Here is a 15,719-nt window from a genome sequence, read left to right as displayed (position 1 = left end):
ATCTATACCACAGGGTAGCGCCTTGCTCAGCTACCGCGAGGCTCCGATGCCAGTCCCTTGATCAACGACACACAAGATACCAGCAGCACTATGGTGAACGGGAACCCGGTAGATACCGCCATGGCCTGCAGGGCGGCCAAACCGCCACCCAGCATCAGCGCAATGGCCACCAGGCCTTCAAAGGTACACCAGAACACCCGTTGCGGCTTGGGCGAATTGACCTTGCCGCCGGAGGCGATGGTGTCGATCACCAGCGAGCCGGAATCGGACGAGGTCACAAAGAATACCACCACCAGTATGATACCGATGAACGAGGTGATCTGCGCCAGCGGCAGCGCATCGAGCATGATAAACAACTGCAGCGGCACGGCAGCATCGGCCACCGCCTGATAACCGTCGTTCACCAGCTGGCTGATGGCGGTGCCGCCGAAGGCGGTCATCCACAGCACACAGGCGGTCGAGGGTACCAGCAGTACCGATACCAGAAACTCACGCACGGTACGGCCACGAGACACCCGGGCGATAAACATGCCGACAAACGGAGACCAGGAAATCCACCAGGCCCAGTAGAAGGCGGTCCAGCCCTGGGAGTAGTTGGCATCTTCTCGCTCGAACGGCATCGACAACGCCGGCAGGTGCTCGACATAAGAAACCAGGTTAGAGAAGAAGCCGCTTACAATCATCAGCGTCGGACCGACGATGATCACGAACAACAGCAGCAGAGCCGCCAGCGCCATGTTGATTTCCGACAGCCGTTTCACGCCCGCATCCAGCCCGGCCAGCACCGACACCAGAGCGATGGCGGTAATAATGATCACCAGCACGATTTCGGTGGTGGTGCCCATTGGCAGACCAAACAGAAAGTTCAGGCCGGCGCTGGCCTGAGAAGCGCCGAAACCCAGTGACGTTGCCAAACCAAACATGGTGGCAATGACCGCCAGCATATCAATTAAATGCCCCGGCCAGCCCCAGACCCGCTCGCCCAGCAGCGGATAGAACACGGAGCGTACCGTCAGCGGCAAGCCCTTGTTGAAGGAGAAAATCGCCAGACCCAGCGCCAGCGTCGCATATATCGCCCAGGGGTGAAGCGCCCAGTGATAAATGGTGGCGGCCATGCCCAGGCTTCTGGCGGCGTCGGCATCACCCATGGCGGCGCCCAGCGGCGCCCAGTCGGTGCGCACACCGTTTTCGACGCTGATACCGCCGAAGGAGGTGCCGAAATGAGACAGCGGTTCGGATACGCCATAGAACATCAGACCGATACCCATGCCGGCGGCAAACAGCATGGAGAACCAGCCGATATAGGTAAAGTCGGGAGTGGCTTCGGTGCCGCCAATCCGCACCTTGCCGAGGGGAGACACTATCAAGCCCAGGCACACCAGCACGAAAATATTGCCGGAGCCGATAAAAAACCAGTCCAGGTTGGAGGTCAGCCAGCTGCGCAGATCACCAAATAGTGGCGCGACCTGGTTCTGAAACGCCAGCGTCAAAAACACGAAGGCGACGATGGCCAGGCCGGAGATCATGAACACCCGGTTATGAATATCCAGCCCGAAGGGGCCTATCTGCATGGCGATGTTGTCCTGCCCTACCTGATAGTCGGTATCGATGGGATTCACCTTGCCTTCCGGGGCGATCACATCATGATTGTCTTTATCTGTCATTGCTCAGATCCCTTGCACTCTAAATCATTAGAGCTGTAATGAAACACTCGGTAAAGTTAACACAAAAAACCCGGTAACTGCTTGAATTCGGGGCTGAACGGCTACTTTACAATCATTATGCAGCGAAAAATAACACCGACTGACAACTATGCCAGCCCGGTGACCGTTGCCAAACGCGCCTGTTATAACACAGAGTCTTCTCAGAATAGCGCAGAAAATGTTGTCCTATGGCGCCGGTGTCGCAGAATTCAGCAAGATCTCATACCGCGCCTGAGCGGCCACCGACAATTCATGCGCCGTCCGGGTCACCATGCCGACCGATAGTTCCATAGACCACAGCGTGCGCGGCACAAAGCATCACGGCCCCCAGCGACATGCAGCAGGTGAGCGCCGCCATACGGCACCTGGCCAAGCGCCAGTAACAAGGCTGGAGTTATGTCAGGGCGTAATAAATGAACAAAGCGCCTTGCGGCGCTATTAAACAGTCCCTTCTGTCGTCATTCTCGCGAAGGCGGGAATCCAGTGCGCCGGGCTGTTAGTGTTAGATTTTTTGCGCCAGCACGGCATCGATATCTGCCGCCGAGTGACGCTCGGCCAGCGCCTCCCCGGGCACATCACTGGTGCGATTGACGATACGCCCTCTTTGTACGGCGGGCCGTGCGGCAATCTCTTTCGCCCAACGTTGCACATGGGTATAACTGGCGGCATCAATAAACTCGGCCGCATCATACGCCCGCCCCAACACCAGGTTGCCATACCAGGGCCAGATGGCCATATCGGCAATGCTGTAGTCGTCTCCGGCAATATAGGGGTTATCCGCCAGCTGTTTGTCCAGCACATCGAGCTGTCGCTTGGCTTCCATGGTAAAGCGGTTAATGGCGTACTCTATTTTTACCGGCGCATAGGCATAAAAATGGCCAAAACCGCCGCCCAGATACGGGGCCGAGCCTTGCAACCAGAACAGCCAGTTCAGCACTTCGGTACGTTCGGCAATGTTGGTCGGCAAAAAACGGCCAAACTTTTCTGCCAGATACAGCAGTATGTTGCCGGACTCGAACACTCTAATGGGGGGCGTCGTTGAGCAATCCAGCAGTGCCGGAATTTTGGAATTGGGATTTATCTCGACAAAGCCGCTGGAAAACTGATCCCCGTCGCCAATGCTGATCATGTAGGCATCGTATTCGGCATCCGTGATGCCCAGTGCCAGCAGCTCTTCCAGCATAATCGTCACTTTCTGACCATTGGGCGTACCCATGGAATGCAGCTGCAGCGGATGCTTACCTTTGGGTAAGGTTTTCTCGTGGGTCGCACCCGATACGGGGCGGTTGGTTTTTGCCCAGGTGCTGCCGTCGTCTTCGGGCTGGCTCCACACCTTGGGGGGATCATATTCACGCGTCATCTCGTTTCCTCATCTTAATATACCGGTTTATCAATGGGTACCATGCCTAACATGATCATGCCTCACTGTAACCAATATTGGCCACTACGCCCAGCATCCCCCTTTTGGGGATGAGTCGGTTTACTGCTGCTTATACCCTGCGCCGACGGTATGTCCGAATATCCCATATCGTCAGCCATCAGCAGTAGTATGTTGGGGCGGACTTCTGCAGATATGGCCAGCGGGCTCGACATTGCCAGGGTCAGTACCAGTAGTGTGTTGCGCATCATCATGAATTTTTTCCCTTAAAATTTATACATCACCATGCCCTGAAGACGCACGGCGTCCCCTTCCCGACCATCCTGCACTTGACGACGGTGATAGCTGGTTTCGAGGCCGTAGCTGACATTGGTGATCGGCGACCAGATGTAATTGAGGTGCCAGGCTTCGAACTGCTTGTTGGCACCGCCGGTGAGGGCACCAAAGTTCACCGCGTCGTCCAGATCAGCCCGAGCGACTCCATAGCCTAGCGTCATATTGCCCGGTCCCACTGTCAGGCTGAGCCCGGCGGTACCGCCGCTGGCCTTGATACTCTCCAGTTCTCCTGTCCGGGGATCGATATAAGCGGGTGCTGCCGGGCTACCTTCGAGATAACCACCGATGCCGTCGCCGTGGGTCAGTGAGCCTCGCAGCACCAGCCCCTGCGTCAAAAGGTAGGCAGCCTCCAAATTCAGTCCCCAGCCGAAGGCGTTCTGCTCTTCATCATTGGCTGTCTGGTAATACTCCAGCTGACGTAACACCGCCGAGGTACCGTAACTCAACTCACCCAGCCGGCCTTGGTAACGCAGGGTCAAATCGGGTAACGGTTGCGTAGCACTGTCGCTAGTAGCCACTGTCATCTTGCCCCCAAGATTATTCGGATCTTCCAGTGCCACGGAGAAGCCGCCCTGGGTATAACGCAGCTGAGCCTGTCGGGAGGCGTTGCCTTGACCGGGCTGGGGGGTAAAATCAATAGTCGGGCTCATACCGAGGAAACCGCCGAAATTGGTCCAGGTCTGGCCCGCTGTAATGCCGTTCCATTCGCCATAGGCGTGGCGCAGGCGGAAACTGCCGCCGCCATTGCCGAAGAAGTCCCCTTCCAGTACCACCTTGACGTCGCCCTGCTCGGTGACGGTCTGGCTACTCACCCCTAACCGGCTCTGGTAGCCGTGTAGAATACTGTGGCCCTCGGGCCCCTTCTCACCATCCAAACGGATATCGGCACGCTTGACCGTATTGCCCAGGTTTGCACCCACATCATGGATTACATCGAGCTTGGCGTAGCCATACAAGCTGGCGCGGGTATCGCCTATCTGCCACTCAAAAGCAGTCGCAGAGCCAGATAGCGCAGCGCCAACGAAGACGGCATAAAAGATGACGGCGTTGGGTTTCATATCAGTAAAGTCCTTTTCACAGAGTTATAAGTCGGCTTGCTCTGGTACCACTCCAAGACAATGCCAGGAGCTAGAAAGACCGACCCACAAAGTGGGGGTGGCACCAGAAAAAAAACATCAATCAAACATTTCATTCACTTTTAAAAAACAAATGCAGTGTAAGAGGGGTAAATTGTCCCGACAACGAAAAACAACACTGACGTGCACCAGGTGCACCAGGTGCACACTGTTGTTTTTAATAGATTTTAAGATAAAAAAACACCGGTATGGACCGGCGTTGAAAACAGGACTCGATGACCGACCGAAGACAGTCTTGTTGTTATTCAAATATCAATTGGTGCTACGCGATACCTTACCTAGCGGGGCTGTCTGAGAGGCTCGACTGGGCGCCGTTTCCCGCGACCAATACACCCCGACGGCACTTATCAGGCACAGCAGGCTGAACAGCATCGAGATGTATTGGGTATTGGTGCCCCCGCCGCCGAGGCCGAGCAATGCTTGAGCAATCAGCGGGGTGAAACCGGCGCCCAGCACAGCGGTAAGCTGATAGGTGAGCGATAGCCCGGTATAGCGGGTGCGGGTGGTGAATTTCTCGCTGATAAAGGCACCCATGGGGCCGTACATCACCGCCTGGATCAGCGGATTACCGACAATAAAACCGATCAGCATCATCCAGGGCGAACCGTGGCTTATCAATGCGAACATGGGCCAGATCATGATGCAGCCCACCAGAGCACCTGCCAGCATTACCGGCCGGCGACCGAAGCGATCCGACAACAAAGCCATCAGCGGTATGGTGAAGATATGCAGCACATTGGCCAGCGTCAGCATCAGCAAGGCGTCGCTGCGGCTGTGGCCGATGGACACCGCATAAGTCAGCACGAAGGTCGCCAACAGCGACTGTATGAACAGTGGTGCCAGGCCGGCGAGTACGCCCAGGGAAATATCGGAGGACGACTCCCGGAACAGCCGTACCAGAGGAATGCCGGTATGGACGCTCGACTCCGGACTGGCTTCCTCGGCGGCCTTGGCTTCTTCAAACTCGGGAGATTCGGTCACGCTGTAGCGCAAGTAGAGACCGATGATCACCAGGATGGCGGACAGCAGAAAAGGAATCCGCCAGCCCCAGCTCATGAACTGAGCTTCGGGCAACAACGAAAACAGACCCAGTACCATGGTCGCCAGCACGGCCCCGGAGGGCCCACCAGACACCGCTATGCTGGCTCCGAGGCCCTTGGATTTCTTGCCAGAATGTTCCATCGCCATCAGAGTGGCGCCGGCCCACTCACCGCCCACCGCCAGACCCTGAATAACCCGCAGCAGCACCAAAGCGATAGGCGCAGCAATGCCGATAGTCTGGTAGGTAGGTAACAGGCCAATGACCACCGAGACCCCGCCCATTACCATCAGGGTGATGAAGAGGATCTGCTTGCGGCCAATTTTGTCGCCGAAGTGGCCAAACAGCAGACCGCCGACCGGACGGGCCACATAGCCCGCCGCCAGGGTCAGGAAGGACAAGATGAGTCCCAACGCGGGATCCAGATCGCCGAAAAACAGCGTTGGAAACACCAGACTGGCGGCACTGCCGTACAGCAGGAAATCATAATACTCCACCGTGGAGCCCAGATAACTGGATATGATGGCCCGGCGGCTTTCCTTCCGTTGCTGATGGGGATCTTTCATACCGTCACCAAAGTGGGTTTGTGATGTGGGATTGGACATTTGACTCTCTCCTTTGAGATAAGGCCGGGCACGCCGGCCGTGCTTTCCTGCTTTTTTTAGCCCAGGTGTATTAGGCGCTTAGCTGCGGACCCGCAGCAGATCCAGGGCAACATCCACTATCATGTCCTCCTGGCCGCCGACCATGCGCCGCTTGCCCAGCTCTACCAGAATGTCTACCGTTTTCAGGCCGTATTTGTGGGCCGCCACTTCCGCGTGGCGCAAGAAGCTCGAATAAACCCCCGCATAACCCAGCGCCAGGGTTTCCCGGTCTACCCGCACCGGCCTGTCCTGCAGCGGGCGCACCAGCTCGTCGGCCGCGTCCATCAGGGTGTACAGATCTGTGCCGTGGTGCCAGCCCTGCCGTTCCGCCGCGGCAATAAACACTTCCAGCGGCGCATTGCCCGCCCCCGCGCCCATCCCCGCCAGGCTGGCGTCAATGCGGTCGCAGCCCTCTTCCACCGCCACCATGGAGTTGGCGACACCGAGACTGAGGTTGTGGTGGGCGTGCATGCCGGTTTCGGTGTCGGCATTGAGCACCGCCTTCACCGCCCGAAAACGATCGCGGATATCCTGCATGTTCATGGCGCCGCCCGAATCAACGATATAAATACAGGTGGCGCCGTAGCTCTCCATCTTCTTCGCTTCCACCGCCAGGTTGTCGGGCGTGGTCATGTGGCTCATCATCAGGAATCCCACCGTGTCCATGCCCAGTTTGCGGGCGTGCTCGATGTGCTGACGTGACACGTCCGCCTCGGTACAGTGGGTCGCGACCCGTACCACCCGTGCACCCGCCTGGTAGGCGTTGTCCAGATCGTGAACTGTGCCGATACCCGGTAACAGCAGGGTCGCCACCCTGGCGTGGCTGACTTCGGACGCCACCGCCTCAATCCATTCCAGATCGGTATGTGCACCGAAGCCGTAATTGAAGCTGGAGCCTTGCAGGCCGTCACCATGGGCCACTTCGATGCTGTCTACCCTGGCCGCGTCCAGCGCCCGGGCGATGGATCGAACCTGATCCAGGCTGTACTGGTGGCGCACCGCGTGGCTGCCATCTCGCAGAGTGACGTCGGAGATATAGAGTTTCTTGCCGGGAGTAAAAGTCATGCTGCTGTTCTCCTTAATTGAGCTGGGACTGGGCCATCCGCTCGGCGGTGGCCAGGGCGGCGGAGGTCATGATGTCCAGGTTACCGGCGTAGGCCGGCAGGTAATGGGCCGCGCCTTCCACCTCGAGAAACACCGTGGTCTTGAGCCCACTGAAGTCCCCCAGACCAGGAATATGCAGCGGTGCCTCCGGTCTGATTGTCTCAAACTGCACCTGCTGCTTGAGCCGGTAACCGGAAACATAGGACTGCACCGCCGTCACCATCTCTTCGATGGACGCCGCGACCGCCGCCTGATCGACGGCCTCGGACAACACGTAAACGGTGTCACGCATCATCAGCGGTGGCTCGGCCGGATTGAGCACGATAATGGCCTTGCCCCTGGCCGCCCCGCCGACCTGCTCGATGGCTCGGGTGGTGGTTTCGGTGAACTCGTCAATATTGGCACGAGTGCCGGGACCGGCGGACTTGCTGCTGATCGATGCCACAATTTCGGCGTAGTGCACCTTGGCGACCCGCGATACCGCCGCCACTATCGGGATGGTGGCCTGGCCGCCGCAGGTCACCATGTTGACGTTGCCCTCAGCCAGGTTCTGCTCCAGGTTCACCACAGGCACACAATAGGGGCCGATGGCCGCTGGGGTCAGATCGACGAGCCGGATGCCGGGCTTGTGTTGGCGCAGCAGGGCGTCGTTCTTGATATGGGCGCCGGCGGAAGTGGCGTCAAACACGATGTCGATGTCGGCGAATGCCGGCATCTGTACCAGGCCATCCACGCCTTCATGTGTGGTGGCCACGCCCATGCGGGCGGCGCGGGCCAGACCATCTGAGGCCGGGTCGATGCCGACCATGACGCCCATTTCGATATGCTTGCCGTGGCGCAATATCTTGATCATCAGATCGGTGCCGATATTGCCCGAGCCGATGATGGCTGCTTTCAGTTTCTTCATTTCTTATTCCCTTCTGTAATGGGTTCAGTCCCGGCTGAAGTTCACGGCTACCTGGCCGACACCCTCGATATGGGCTTCAAAACGATCGCCCGCCGCCACCGGTGACATGGGTCCCAGGGCTCCGGTAAGGATCACATCGCCGGCGCGCAACGGTTCGCCCAGTCGGCTCATGGTTCGCGCCAGCCAGACTGCGGCGTTGAGCGGGTGTCCCAGGCATTCGGCACCACAGCCAGCGGACACCTCCTCACCATTTCGGGTCATCCGCATGGCCGCGTTGCGCAAATCCAGGCCATCCAGCCGGCGGGCCGGACCGCCCAGCACAAACAGGCCGCTGGAGGCGTTGTCGGCCACGGTATCTACAAAGCGGATGTTCCAGTCACGTACCCGGCTACCGACAATTTCCAGCGCCGGCAAAACCCAACCTGTAGCCTCCACCAGCTCGGCCAAGGTGGTATCGTCGGCAGGCAAATCCCGCTCCAGGATCAGGGCAATCTCCGCTTCAATCTTGGGTTGCAGCACCCGGCCGAATGGCAGGGTGTCGTTGTCGCCGTACCCCATGTCGGCAAACAAGGTGCCAAAGTCGGGTTGGTCCACTCCCAGCTGCTGTTGTACCTTGGGATTGGTCAGGCCTATCTTGCGGCCCACCACTCGGCGCCCACCGGCTACGCCGTGAGCCACATTGATGCGCTGGATGGCGTAGGCCGCCTCAGCATTGTCTTCTCCGATCTGCGTCCGCAGCGGGTCAATTGTTGTACCGGTGAGCTCAGCCTGGCGCAGGGTAGCGGCAACTTGCTCCAGGGTTTCTTGATTCGGTTTCATCATTTTCTCTCTCAGTACTCAGTGGGTCAGGAAGTCCAGCACCATACGGTTGAACTTGTCGGCATGCTCCCACTGGGCCCAGTGACCACAGCGGTTGAAAAGGTGCAGCTCGGCGTTGGGCAAGCCGGCCACCAGCCGCAGGCCGGTATCCATGGGCACGAAACGATCCTGGCATCCCCAGATCACCAGGGTTTCGGCAGTGATTTCGCCAAGCCGTGGGCTGAAGTCAGGGAACTGTTTCGGGTTGGCTTGCAGGCTCTTGACGAAGTTATCCAGGTGATCACGGCGCGCCAGCATGTTGTCGAGCCGAGTCTGGAACAGTTCTTCGGTGAGGTCCGAGGTGTCGTAAACGAAGATGTCCATCATCTCCTTGAGGTTATCGATGGTCGGCTCCCGATACAGTTTCTGCAGACGCTTGATGCCTTCGGTAGGCATGGGAGTAAACAGGCTGGCACCGCCTGTGCCACCGCCCATCAGCACCAGTTTGCCGACGCGCTCTGGATAACCAAGGGCGAAGGCTACGGCACTGTGGCCGCCCATGGAGTTGCCGAGAATATGCACCTTTTCAATATCAAGAGCATCCAGCAGTCCCTTGAGAGCTGTGGCGTTGAGGTCAGAGCGGGAGCCCTCGCAAACCAGGCTGTCACTCTTGCTCCAGCCCGGGCAGTCCAGCAATATCACCCGAAAACCGGCTTCCACCAGAGGGGCGACGTTGCGGTTGAAGTTGGCCCAGCCGCTGGCACCGGGGCCGGAGCCGTGCAGCATAACGACGACCTGTTCGCCCTGACCGCAATCGTTATAGTGCAGTTGCACATCAAGCTCATCTTGCTGGATGCGGACGAAACGGCTGGTAGCGGCTTCGGTGAGAGTGTGGTTTGTCATGGTCTGATCCTTCTTGTAGTGAAATGAAAAAATGGTTCAGCGAAGGGGGGCTGCGCTAATCGAGCCAAAGCCGGCGATCCATTCGGGAATCTCGCGGTAGTAGCCGTGATCTGCCACATAAGGGCCAAAAGCCGAGAGCGCAGCAAAAGTCGCCACCCAGGTCTTGATCTCGTTGGCCGACTTGCCAGCCAGGGCCGACAGTTCATCGTTACCAAGCCCATCCAGCTCGGCCAGACGACCTTCCGCCAGGGTGGCCATGAACTGTCGATCCCAGTCCGGGTTGAGCGGATACAGGCTGTGCTGATCGTCGATAAAGGCACGGGCTGCTGCTATCACCCGCTGAGTACGAGCCTCACGTTCTTCCATCGGCAAGTGGCGGCCGCTGCCCTTGAGCCGGTCGGCCATGTGTTCGCTGGCAGTGGCCAGCTCCGGTACCGGTGGCTGATGTGACAGACCACCCGACCCGAGCAGCAGCACCCGCTTGTCCAGCGCGCGGGCGAATCGACCGATGGCTTCACCCAGCAGACGGGCGCGTTGAAAGCTGGGTAGAGGCGTCGCCACTGCATTGATGAACACGGGGATAACCGGTATCCGATCGATGCTGCCCAGCAAGAATTCCAGCGGTTGGGCGAAACCGTGATCCACCTGCATGCAGTAGGACACGGCGGCATCGATACCCTGCTCAAGTACCAAACGGGCGCAGTCTTCAGCCAGCGTCTGGGGCACAGGCAGTTCACCGGCAGCAGTACCGAAATCGCCGATGGCGTGAGCTGCCATGCCGATACAAAAGGACGGCATGATGTCGTAGAAGAAGCCGTTGTAATGATCGGGTGAGAACAGGATCACCAGCTCGGGATCGAAACGGGCAATACGCTCCCTTGCTGCAGCGACGGTAGCATCCACCTCCGCCAGCACGGCAGGAGCAGGATCCACATGACCGATCAGCGGTGTATGGGACAAGCAGTGCAGATAAACACTCATATCAGGCCACCTTGCGTGGCGCAGCAGACGCCGACTGAGATTGGATGTTGGCCCTGAGCGCCTGGCGAAGTTGCTGGCACAGTGTTTCAAGCGTCTGGGGAATCGCGATACCGGCGACAAAACGATCCGGCCGCAACACGGCTATCGATGCCGGATATAGACCAAACCATTCCTTTAACCGTCCGCTCTCATCTCCGATGCGAATGAGCCCTTCCGCTAAACAGGCCTTGGCCTTCAGCTGCACCGAAGGTACCACCTGAATGAAGCAAGTGCCGAGACGCTGCCAATGAGCCAGCTCTTCCGTACTCAGGCCGTAGCAAGGATCCGTACCCCAAGCGATAACCGCGAAGCGGCGACCGATCACCTCGTCCAGTAGCAGTACCTGCTCTCCCTGCCGGACCTTTGGCTGGATGAACAACTTGCCCACCGGCGACTGCTTCAGCGGCTGAGTCGATTCGACCAGCACCCCCTGATGGTACTGGGGCATGGGCTTGAAACGCATTTCCAGGAAGTAGCGTTTGACCGGCGGCAAGTAGTTGAGTAACCAGGAGATACCGTCGCGCAGGCTGGCCTGCCACTTCTTCGACGGCGCCAGCACATGCCCCGCGGTGACCGACAGATCAATCATCGCTCTGGCATGATCCCGGCGTTCCTGCTGATAGGTATCGAGCAGTTCGTCACCGGCCAGTCCCTTGACCGCCAACGCCAGTTTCCACGCCAGGTTGCTGGCGTCGCGCATACCGCTGTTGTAACCCTGGCCCTGCCACACCGGCATGATATGGGCGGCATCGCCGGCCAGCAGCACACGACCGTTGCGAAATTCACCGGCCAGACGGGCATTGTGGGTGTAGACCCGCTGACGGATAACATCGACTCGAGTCGGATCCGGTACCACCTTGGCCAGCAGCCGTTGCAGCGCTTCCGGCTGGCTTAGCTGCTCCTCTGTCTCGCCCGGCATCACCATGAATTCGAAGCGGCGAATACCGTGTGGCAGAGCCGCCGACACATAGGGCCGCTCCGCATCGCAGCACATATAGACGTTGGGGGTACCGAGGGGATCATTGCGCACATCGATCACTATCCACTGATTGGGCGCCGTCTTACCGTCGAAACTTATGTCCAAAGTGCGGCGCACCAAGCTATTACCGCCGTCACAGCCCACCAGGTAACGCGCCCTCAGTCGCTCTTCCCCATCGGGGGTCGCCATCTTCAGCCAGACGCCTTCTGAATCCTGGCCGAACTCCTGCAAATCCCGGGAGAACAGCACCTTGACGTTGTCAAAACGGGCCAGGCCGTCGTACAGCACTCGATCTGCCAGCGGCTGGATAAAGGCATTGCGGCGCGGCCAGCCAAACTCCTCGGTGTTGGGCTGGATATCGGCGAAGCAACGCCCCTTGGGGGTCAGGAAGCGCATGGCATGCATGGGCGTGGTATGTGGAAGTACCTGTTCGGCGAGGTCCACCGCCTGGAAAGCACGCAGACTTTCGTCATCCAGCCCTATGGCACGGGGATAGTCGATCAGGGTATCCAGTTTTTCCACCACCAATACCTCAACACCGCAGTGTCCCAGGTAGTTGGCAATCATCAGCCCGACCGGGCCGGCACCGGCGATAATCACGTCCGCGTCGAAAGGGCTGTCGATGCCCGAGGTCAGAGTTTTGGGAATTGTTGCTGTCACGTTCTTCGCTCCTGAATCAGTGAAACTAAATACCTTCCATTCGACAGCAGGCATGCCTTACCCGTCGGCTCCGGATGATGGAGTCGTTGCTGTCAGGATCATTAATGGGTTGCTAAACTCGGGCGCCAGGCCCGGAGACACTCAGCTGCAGATCAAAAGCCACCCTGGATCAAGGTGTAACAATTTGTGATGTTGGGATTCATAATTGTTTACCATTTGTTTCAGTTGTTAACTTGCGATCGAGTATAAAAAGCTTCCAGTGATGGAACAATCAAAAGCAGCCCACACGTGCACCAGGTGCACGCATTTGTTTATTAAGGATTTTAAATTGAGCGACGATAAAAAAAGCGACTACAAGCCGGTGCGCGGCTTGATCCGCGGACTGAGCCTGCTTAACAACCTCAACCGTTTCGACGGCGGCGCCCGCATCGGCCAGCTGGCAGAAGTAACGGGCCTGCACCGCACCACGGTGCGCCGTCTGCTCGAAACCCTGCAGGATGAAGGCTATGTGCGGCGCAGTGAATCCGATGACGGCTACCGACTGAGCCTCAAGGTAAGGGAGCTGAGCGAAGGCTTTCGCGACGATCAGTGGATCTCCCAGCTCGCAGCCCCTCTGCTTGGTCAACTTCTTCAGGACGTCGTTTGGCCCACCGACATCACCACCCTGGATGTGGATGCCATGGTGATCCGTGAAACCACTCACCGCTTCAGCCGGCTGTCGTTCCATCGCTCCATGGTGGGCAGGCGACTGCCGTTGCTACAGACGGCCGCAGGACGGGCCTATATCGCCCACTGCCCAGATACCGAGCGAGAAAGCATATTGGCACTACTGGCTTCCCGTAATGATGTTCAAGGTAAGCTGGCGCGCAACCGGATCTGGGTGGATAAACTGATCCGCCAGACCCGAGCCAATGGCTACGGTGCAAACCACGGAGAGTGGGGAGATGAAGAAAAAATAGGTTCTATCGCCGTGCCCATTCGCCACGGCGAGCAGGTAATGGGCTGCCTGAACCTGGTCTATATCGCCAAAGCCATGACCATAGAAGATGCAGCCAAACGTCACCTGGGCGCGCTGCAGGCTGTGATCGCAGACATAGAACAGCAGTTGTAGTTGCAAGACGCGCTGTTTGCTGAATCAGGAAACTAGCTGCTGCTCTCTTGACGAGCGGACTCGAGAGCAGACAAATGAATAAGGCACAACAGCAAAGCTGGCAAGGATATAACCGGAACTTGATGAAGAGCTCCATCAACCACTTAATGATGATTTTGAAAATACTTCCACAAGATAGTCGATCATGGCTCTTACTTTTGCTGGCAAACGCCGATCTGGGGGAAAGAGGACATACACACCACCTGGGTCGATAGGAGGATGATCGAGCTCCAGAGCCACTAGTTCATTGCGAGCCAGCGCATCGGAAACGATAAAATGTGGCTGATAGATAACCCCCTGCCCCTCCAGTGCGGCGGCCAGCAGTGCATCGCCGTTGTCGGCCTTTAGGTTGCCTTTCACGCGTACCTGAATGTCACCTTCACGACCAAAAAACCAGCTGCCTTTATTCTGCCGCCGAGACAGGGTATAGCTGAGACAGTTATGTCCGGACAGTTCAGCAACACGCCGAGGAGTGCCATGCCGCGCCAGGTATTGCGGTGACGCACACACCCGCATCGGGCAATCTCCTAATCGCCTCGCTTTGAGCGTGCTATCGCCGAGATATCCAACTCGAACGAGCAGCTCCCACCCTTCTTGTATTAAGTCCTGCTGCGAATCGCTGAGCCCCAACTCGACTTCAACCAGTGGATATCGGCGGCTGAAGGCTGGTAACAAGGGCGCGATAAAGCGGGTCCCGAAAGATAAAGGCACGTTCATGCGTAATCGGCCAACTGCCTCAACGCGTTGCGCGGTCACTTCGGCTTCGGCTTCATCGAGCTCTTGCAGAATGCGCTGGCAGGCTTCCAGGTATTCGGTGCCAGAGTCGGTCAGAGTCAGTTGTCGCGTCGTGCGATGCATCAGTTTGACGCCTAGTCTCGCTTCCAATGCATCCACATGTTTGGTCGCCATGGCGGGAGACATATCCAAGACACGGCCCGCCGCAGAAAGACTGCCCTGAGCAATAGCCTGCACAAAAATCCGCATGCCAGTAAATCGATCCAACACTTATTTCATACCCACAGTAAGAGGAGTTACCTTATATTAGCACCTTCTCTTACTTATAGAGGGTAGATATAGTACTGAAACAGGCCGATACCGGATGACAGAAACAATGAGCGAGATGATAACGGCTACCCAGAACGTATCAGTGACGCAACCGGTACTGTTTATCCCCCACGGGGCAGGGCCATGCTTTTTTATAGACTGGAAACCGTATGACACCTGGCAAGGTATGGCTGATTTTCTTAAAAATATCGCTGCCCTGTTGCCGGCTCTTCCAAAGGCGATATTAATGATTAGTGCGCATTGGCAAGCCCCTGTTTTCGGCATTACCTGCGGTGCGCAGCCGGAGTTGATTTACGATTATTACGGCTTTCCCGAGCACACTTATGAGCTGATTTACCCGGCACAAGGCTCCCCGGTATTGGCTGAACGGATCGCCATCTTGCTCTCCGAGGCAGGTTTAAACAGCCAGCAAGATACGTCGAGGGGATTTGATCATGGCATGTTCATTCCCTTGAAGCTGATATTCCCCCAGGCAGAGATTCCGGTGGTGCAGCTGTCGTTGCGCCATGATCTCGACCCTGAAGCACACCTGGCTGCTGGCAAGGCTCTGGCACCGTTGCGTGATGAAGGGGTATTGATCGTTGGCAGTGGCATGAGTTTTCACAATATGGGGGGCTATGGCGATGCAAACTTTACCCAGCCGTCACAGGTGTTTGATGAATGGTTGACGCACACCATTGCCGCCCCGCCAGCGCAAAGATTTGCCGGTCTGCGTGACTGGCCTCATGCCCCCCATGCACTTCAATGTCATCCGTCAGGCGATGAGGAGCATCTTATACCGCTGATGGTCGCAGCGGGTGCCGCAGGGGAAGACAGTGGCAGAAAAATCTATTCACAACAGATACTCAAGACTCAGATATCGGCATTCCGTTTTGGCTGAGCCTTAACCTTAACGTC

Annotated in this window: 13 protein-coding genes; 2 read left to right on the top strand and 11 right to left on the bottom strand. The window is 57.6% G+C overall.

Annotated features, from left to right (window positions below):
• Positions 1–26: 26 nt before the first annotated feature.
• From Q0753_RS04965 to Q0753_RS04920, 10 genes are all read right to left on the bottom strand, one after another.
• A complete protein-coding gene (locus tag Q0753_RS04965) occupies positions 27–1,664 on the bottom strand; it encodes a BCCT family transporter (RefSeq protein WP_298718106.1) in 1,638 nt (545 codons plus the stop codon).
• Positions 1,665–2,205: 541 nt separating this feature from the next.
• The gene (gene yghU / locus Q0753_RS04960) at positions 2,206–3,063 is read right to left on the bottom strand and encodes a glutathione-dependent disulfide-bond oxidoreductase (protein WP_298718104.1); all 858 of its coding nucleotides are present in this window, start codon (positions 3,061–3,063) and stop codon (positions 2,206–2,208) included.
• A 284-nt stretch (positions 3,064–3,347) separates the two neighbouring features.
• Entirely contained in the window at positions 3,348–4,475 is a 1,128-nt protein-coding gene (locus Q0753_RS04955) for a DcaP family trimeric outer membrane transporter (RefSeq protein WP_298718102.1), read from the bottom strand.
• A gap of 330 nt (positions 4,476–4,805) precedes the next feature.
• Entirely contained in the window at positions 4,806–6,197 is a 1,392-nt protein-coding gene (locus Q0753_RS04950; RefSeq protein WP_298718101.1) for an MFS transporter, read from the bottom strand.
• Positions 6,198–6,275: 78 nt separating this feature from the next.
• Entirely contained in the window at positions 6,276–7,301 is a 1,026-nt protein-coding gene (dmpG, locus tag Q0753_RS04945; protein ID WP_298718099.1) for a 4-hydroxy-2-oxovalerate aldolase, read from the bottom strand.
• 13 nt (positions 7,302–7,314) lie between these two features.
• Entirely contained in the window at positions 7,315–8,247 is a 933-nt protein-coding gene (locus Q0753_RS04940) for an acetaldehyde dehydrogenase (acetylating) (protein ID WP_298718097.1), read from the bottom strand.
• A gap of 24 nt (positions 8,248–8,271) precedes the next feature.
• A complete protein-coding gene (gene mhpD, locus Q0753_RS04935; RefSeq protein ID WP_298718095.1) occupies positions 8,272–9,066 on the bottom strand; it encodes a 2-keto-4-pentenoate hydratase in 795 nt (264 codons plus the stop codon).
• Between the two features lie 18 nt (positions 9,067–9,084).
• Positions 9,085–9,948: an alpha/beta fold hydrolase gene (locus Q0753_RS04930; protein WP_298718094.1), complete on the bottom strand. Its 864-nt coding sequence runs from the start codon at positions 9,946–9,948 to the stop codon at positions 9,085–9,087.
• Between the two features lie 36 nt (positions 9,949–9,984).
• Positions 9,985–10,929: a 3-carboxyethylcatechol 2,3-dioxygenase gene (gene mhpB / locus Q0753_RS04925; protein WP_298718092.1), complete on the bottom strand. Its 945-nt coding sequence runs from the start codon at positions 10,927–10,929 to the stop codon at positions 9,985–9,987.
• Position 10,930: 1 nt separating this feature from the next.
• Entirely contained in the window at positions 10,931–12,607 is a 1,677-nt protein-coding gene (locus Q0753_RS04920; protein WP_298718091.1) for a bifunctional 3-(3-hydroxy-phenyl)propionate/3-hydroxycinnamic acid hydroxylase, read from the bottom strand.
• A 328-nt stretch (positions 12,608–12,935) separates the two neighbouring features.
• Between Q0753_RS04920 and Q0753_RS04915 the strand changes: the two genes are divergently transcribed.
• Complete coding sequence (locus Q0753_RS04915) at positions 12,936–13,718, top strand: DNA-binding transcriptional regulator (RefSeq protein ID WP_298718090.1); 783 nt, start codon at positions 12,936–12,938, stop codon at positions 13,716–13,718.
• A gap of 135 nt (positions 13,719–13,853) precedes the next feature.
• Here Q0753_RS04915 and Q0753_RS04910 read toward each other — a convergent pair whose 3' ends face one another.
• The gene (locus Q0753_RS04910) at positions 13,854–14,759 is read right to left on the bottom strand and encodes a LysR family transcriptional regulator (protein ID WP_298718088.1); all 906 of its coding nucleotides are present in this window, start codon (positions 14,757–14,759) and stop codon (positions 13,854–13,856) included.
• Between the two features lie 109 nt (positions 14,760–14,868).
• Between Q0753_RS04910 and Q0753_RS04905 the strand changes: the two genes are divergently transcribed.
• Positions 14,869–15,702: a class III extradiol ring-cleavage dioxygenase gene (locus Q0753_RS04905; protein ID WP_298718086.1), complete on the top strand. Its 834-nt coding sequence runs from the start codon at positions 14,869–14,871 to the stop codon at positions 15,700–15,702.
• Positions 15,703–15,719: the final 17 nt, after the last annotated feature.

The organism is uncultured Oceanisphaera sp. (genome assembly GCF_947495715.1).
Lineage (GTDB): Bacteria > Pseudomonadota > Gammaproteobacteria > Enterobacterales > Aeromonadaceae > Oceanimonas > Oceanimonas sediminis.
The sequence above is the reverse complement of the archived record's forward strand: the minus strand, read 5'-3'. Positions and strand labels throughout refer to the sequence as shown.

Coding starts and splice junctions, on each gene's coding strand:
- dmpG (WP_298718099.1), bottom strand. CDS start 7,301: ATGACTTTTACTCCCGGCAAGAAACTCTATATCTCCGACGTCACTCTG.
- mhpB (WP_298718092.1), bottom strand. CDS start 10,929: ATGAGTGTTTATCTGCACTGCTTGTCCCATACACCGCTGATCGGTCAT.
- Q0753_RS04965 (WP_298718106.1), bottom strand. CDS start 1,664: ATGACAGATAAAGACAATCATGATGTGATCGCCCCGGAAGGCAAGGTG.
- mhpD (WP_298718095.1), bottom strand. CDS start 9,066: ATGAAACCGAATCAAGAAACCCTGGAGCAAGTTGCCGCTACCCTGCGC.
- Q0753_RS04950 (WP_298718101.1), bottom strand. CDS start 6,197: ATGTCCAATCCCACATCACAAACCCACTTTGGTGACGGTATGAAAGAT.
- yghU (WP_298718104.1), bottom strand. CDS start 3,063: ATGACGCGTGAATATGATCCCCCCAAGGTGTGGAGCCAGCCCGAAGAC.
- Q0753_RS04955 (WP_298718102.1), bottom strand. CDS start 4,475: ATGAAACCCAACGCCGTCATCTTTTATGCCGTCTTCGTTGGCGCTGCG.
- Q0753_RS04930 (WP_298718094.1), bottom strand. CDS start 9,948: ATGACAAACCACACTCTCACCGAAGCCGCTACCAGCCGTTTCGTCCGC.
- Q0753_RS04905 (WP_298718086.1), top strand. CDS start 14,869: ATGAGCGAGATGATAACGGCTACCCAGAACGTATCAGTGACGCAACCG.
- Q0753_RS04940 (WP_298718097.1), bottom strand. CDS start 8,247: ATGAAGAAACTGAAAGCAGCCATCATCGGCTCGGGCAATATCGGCACC.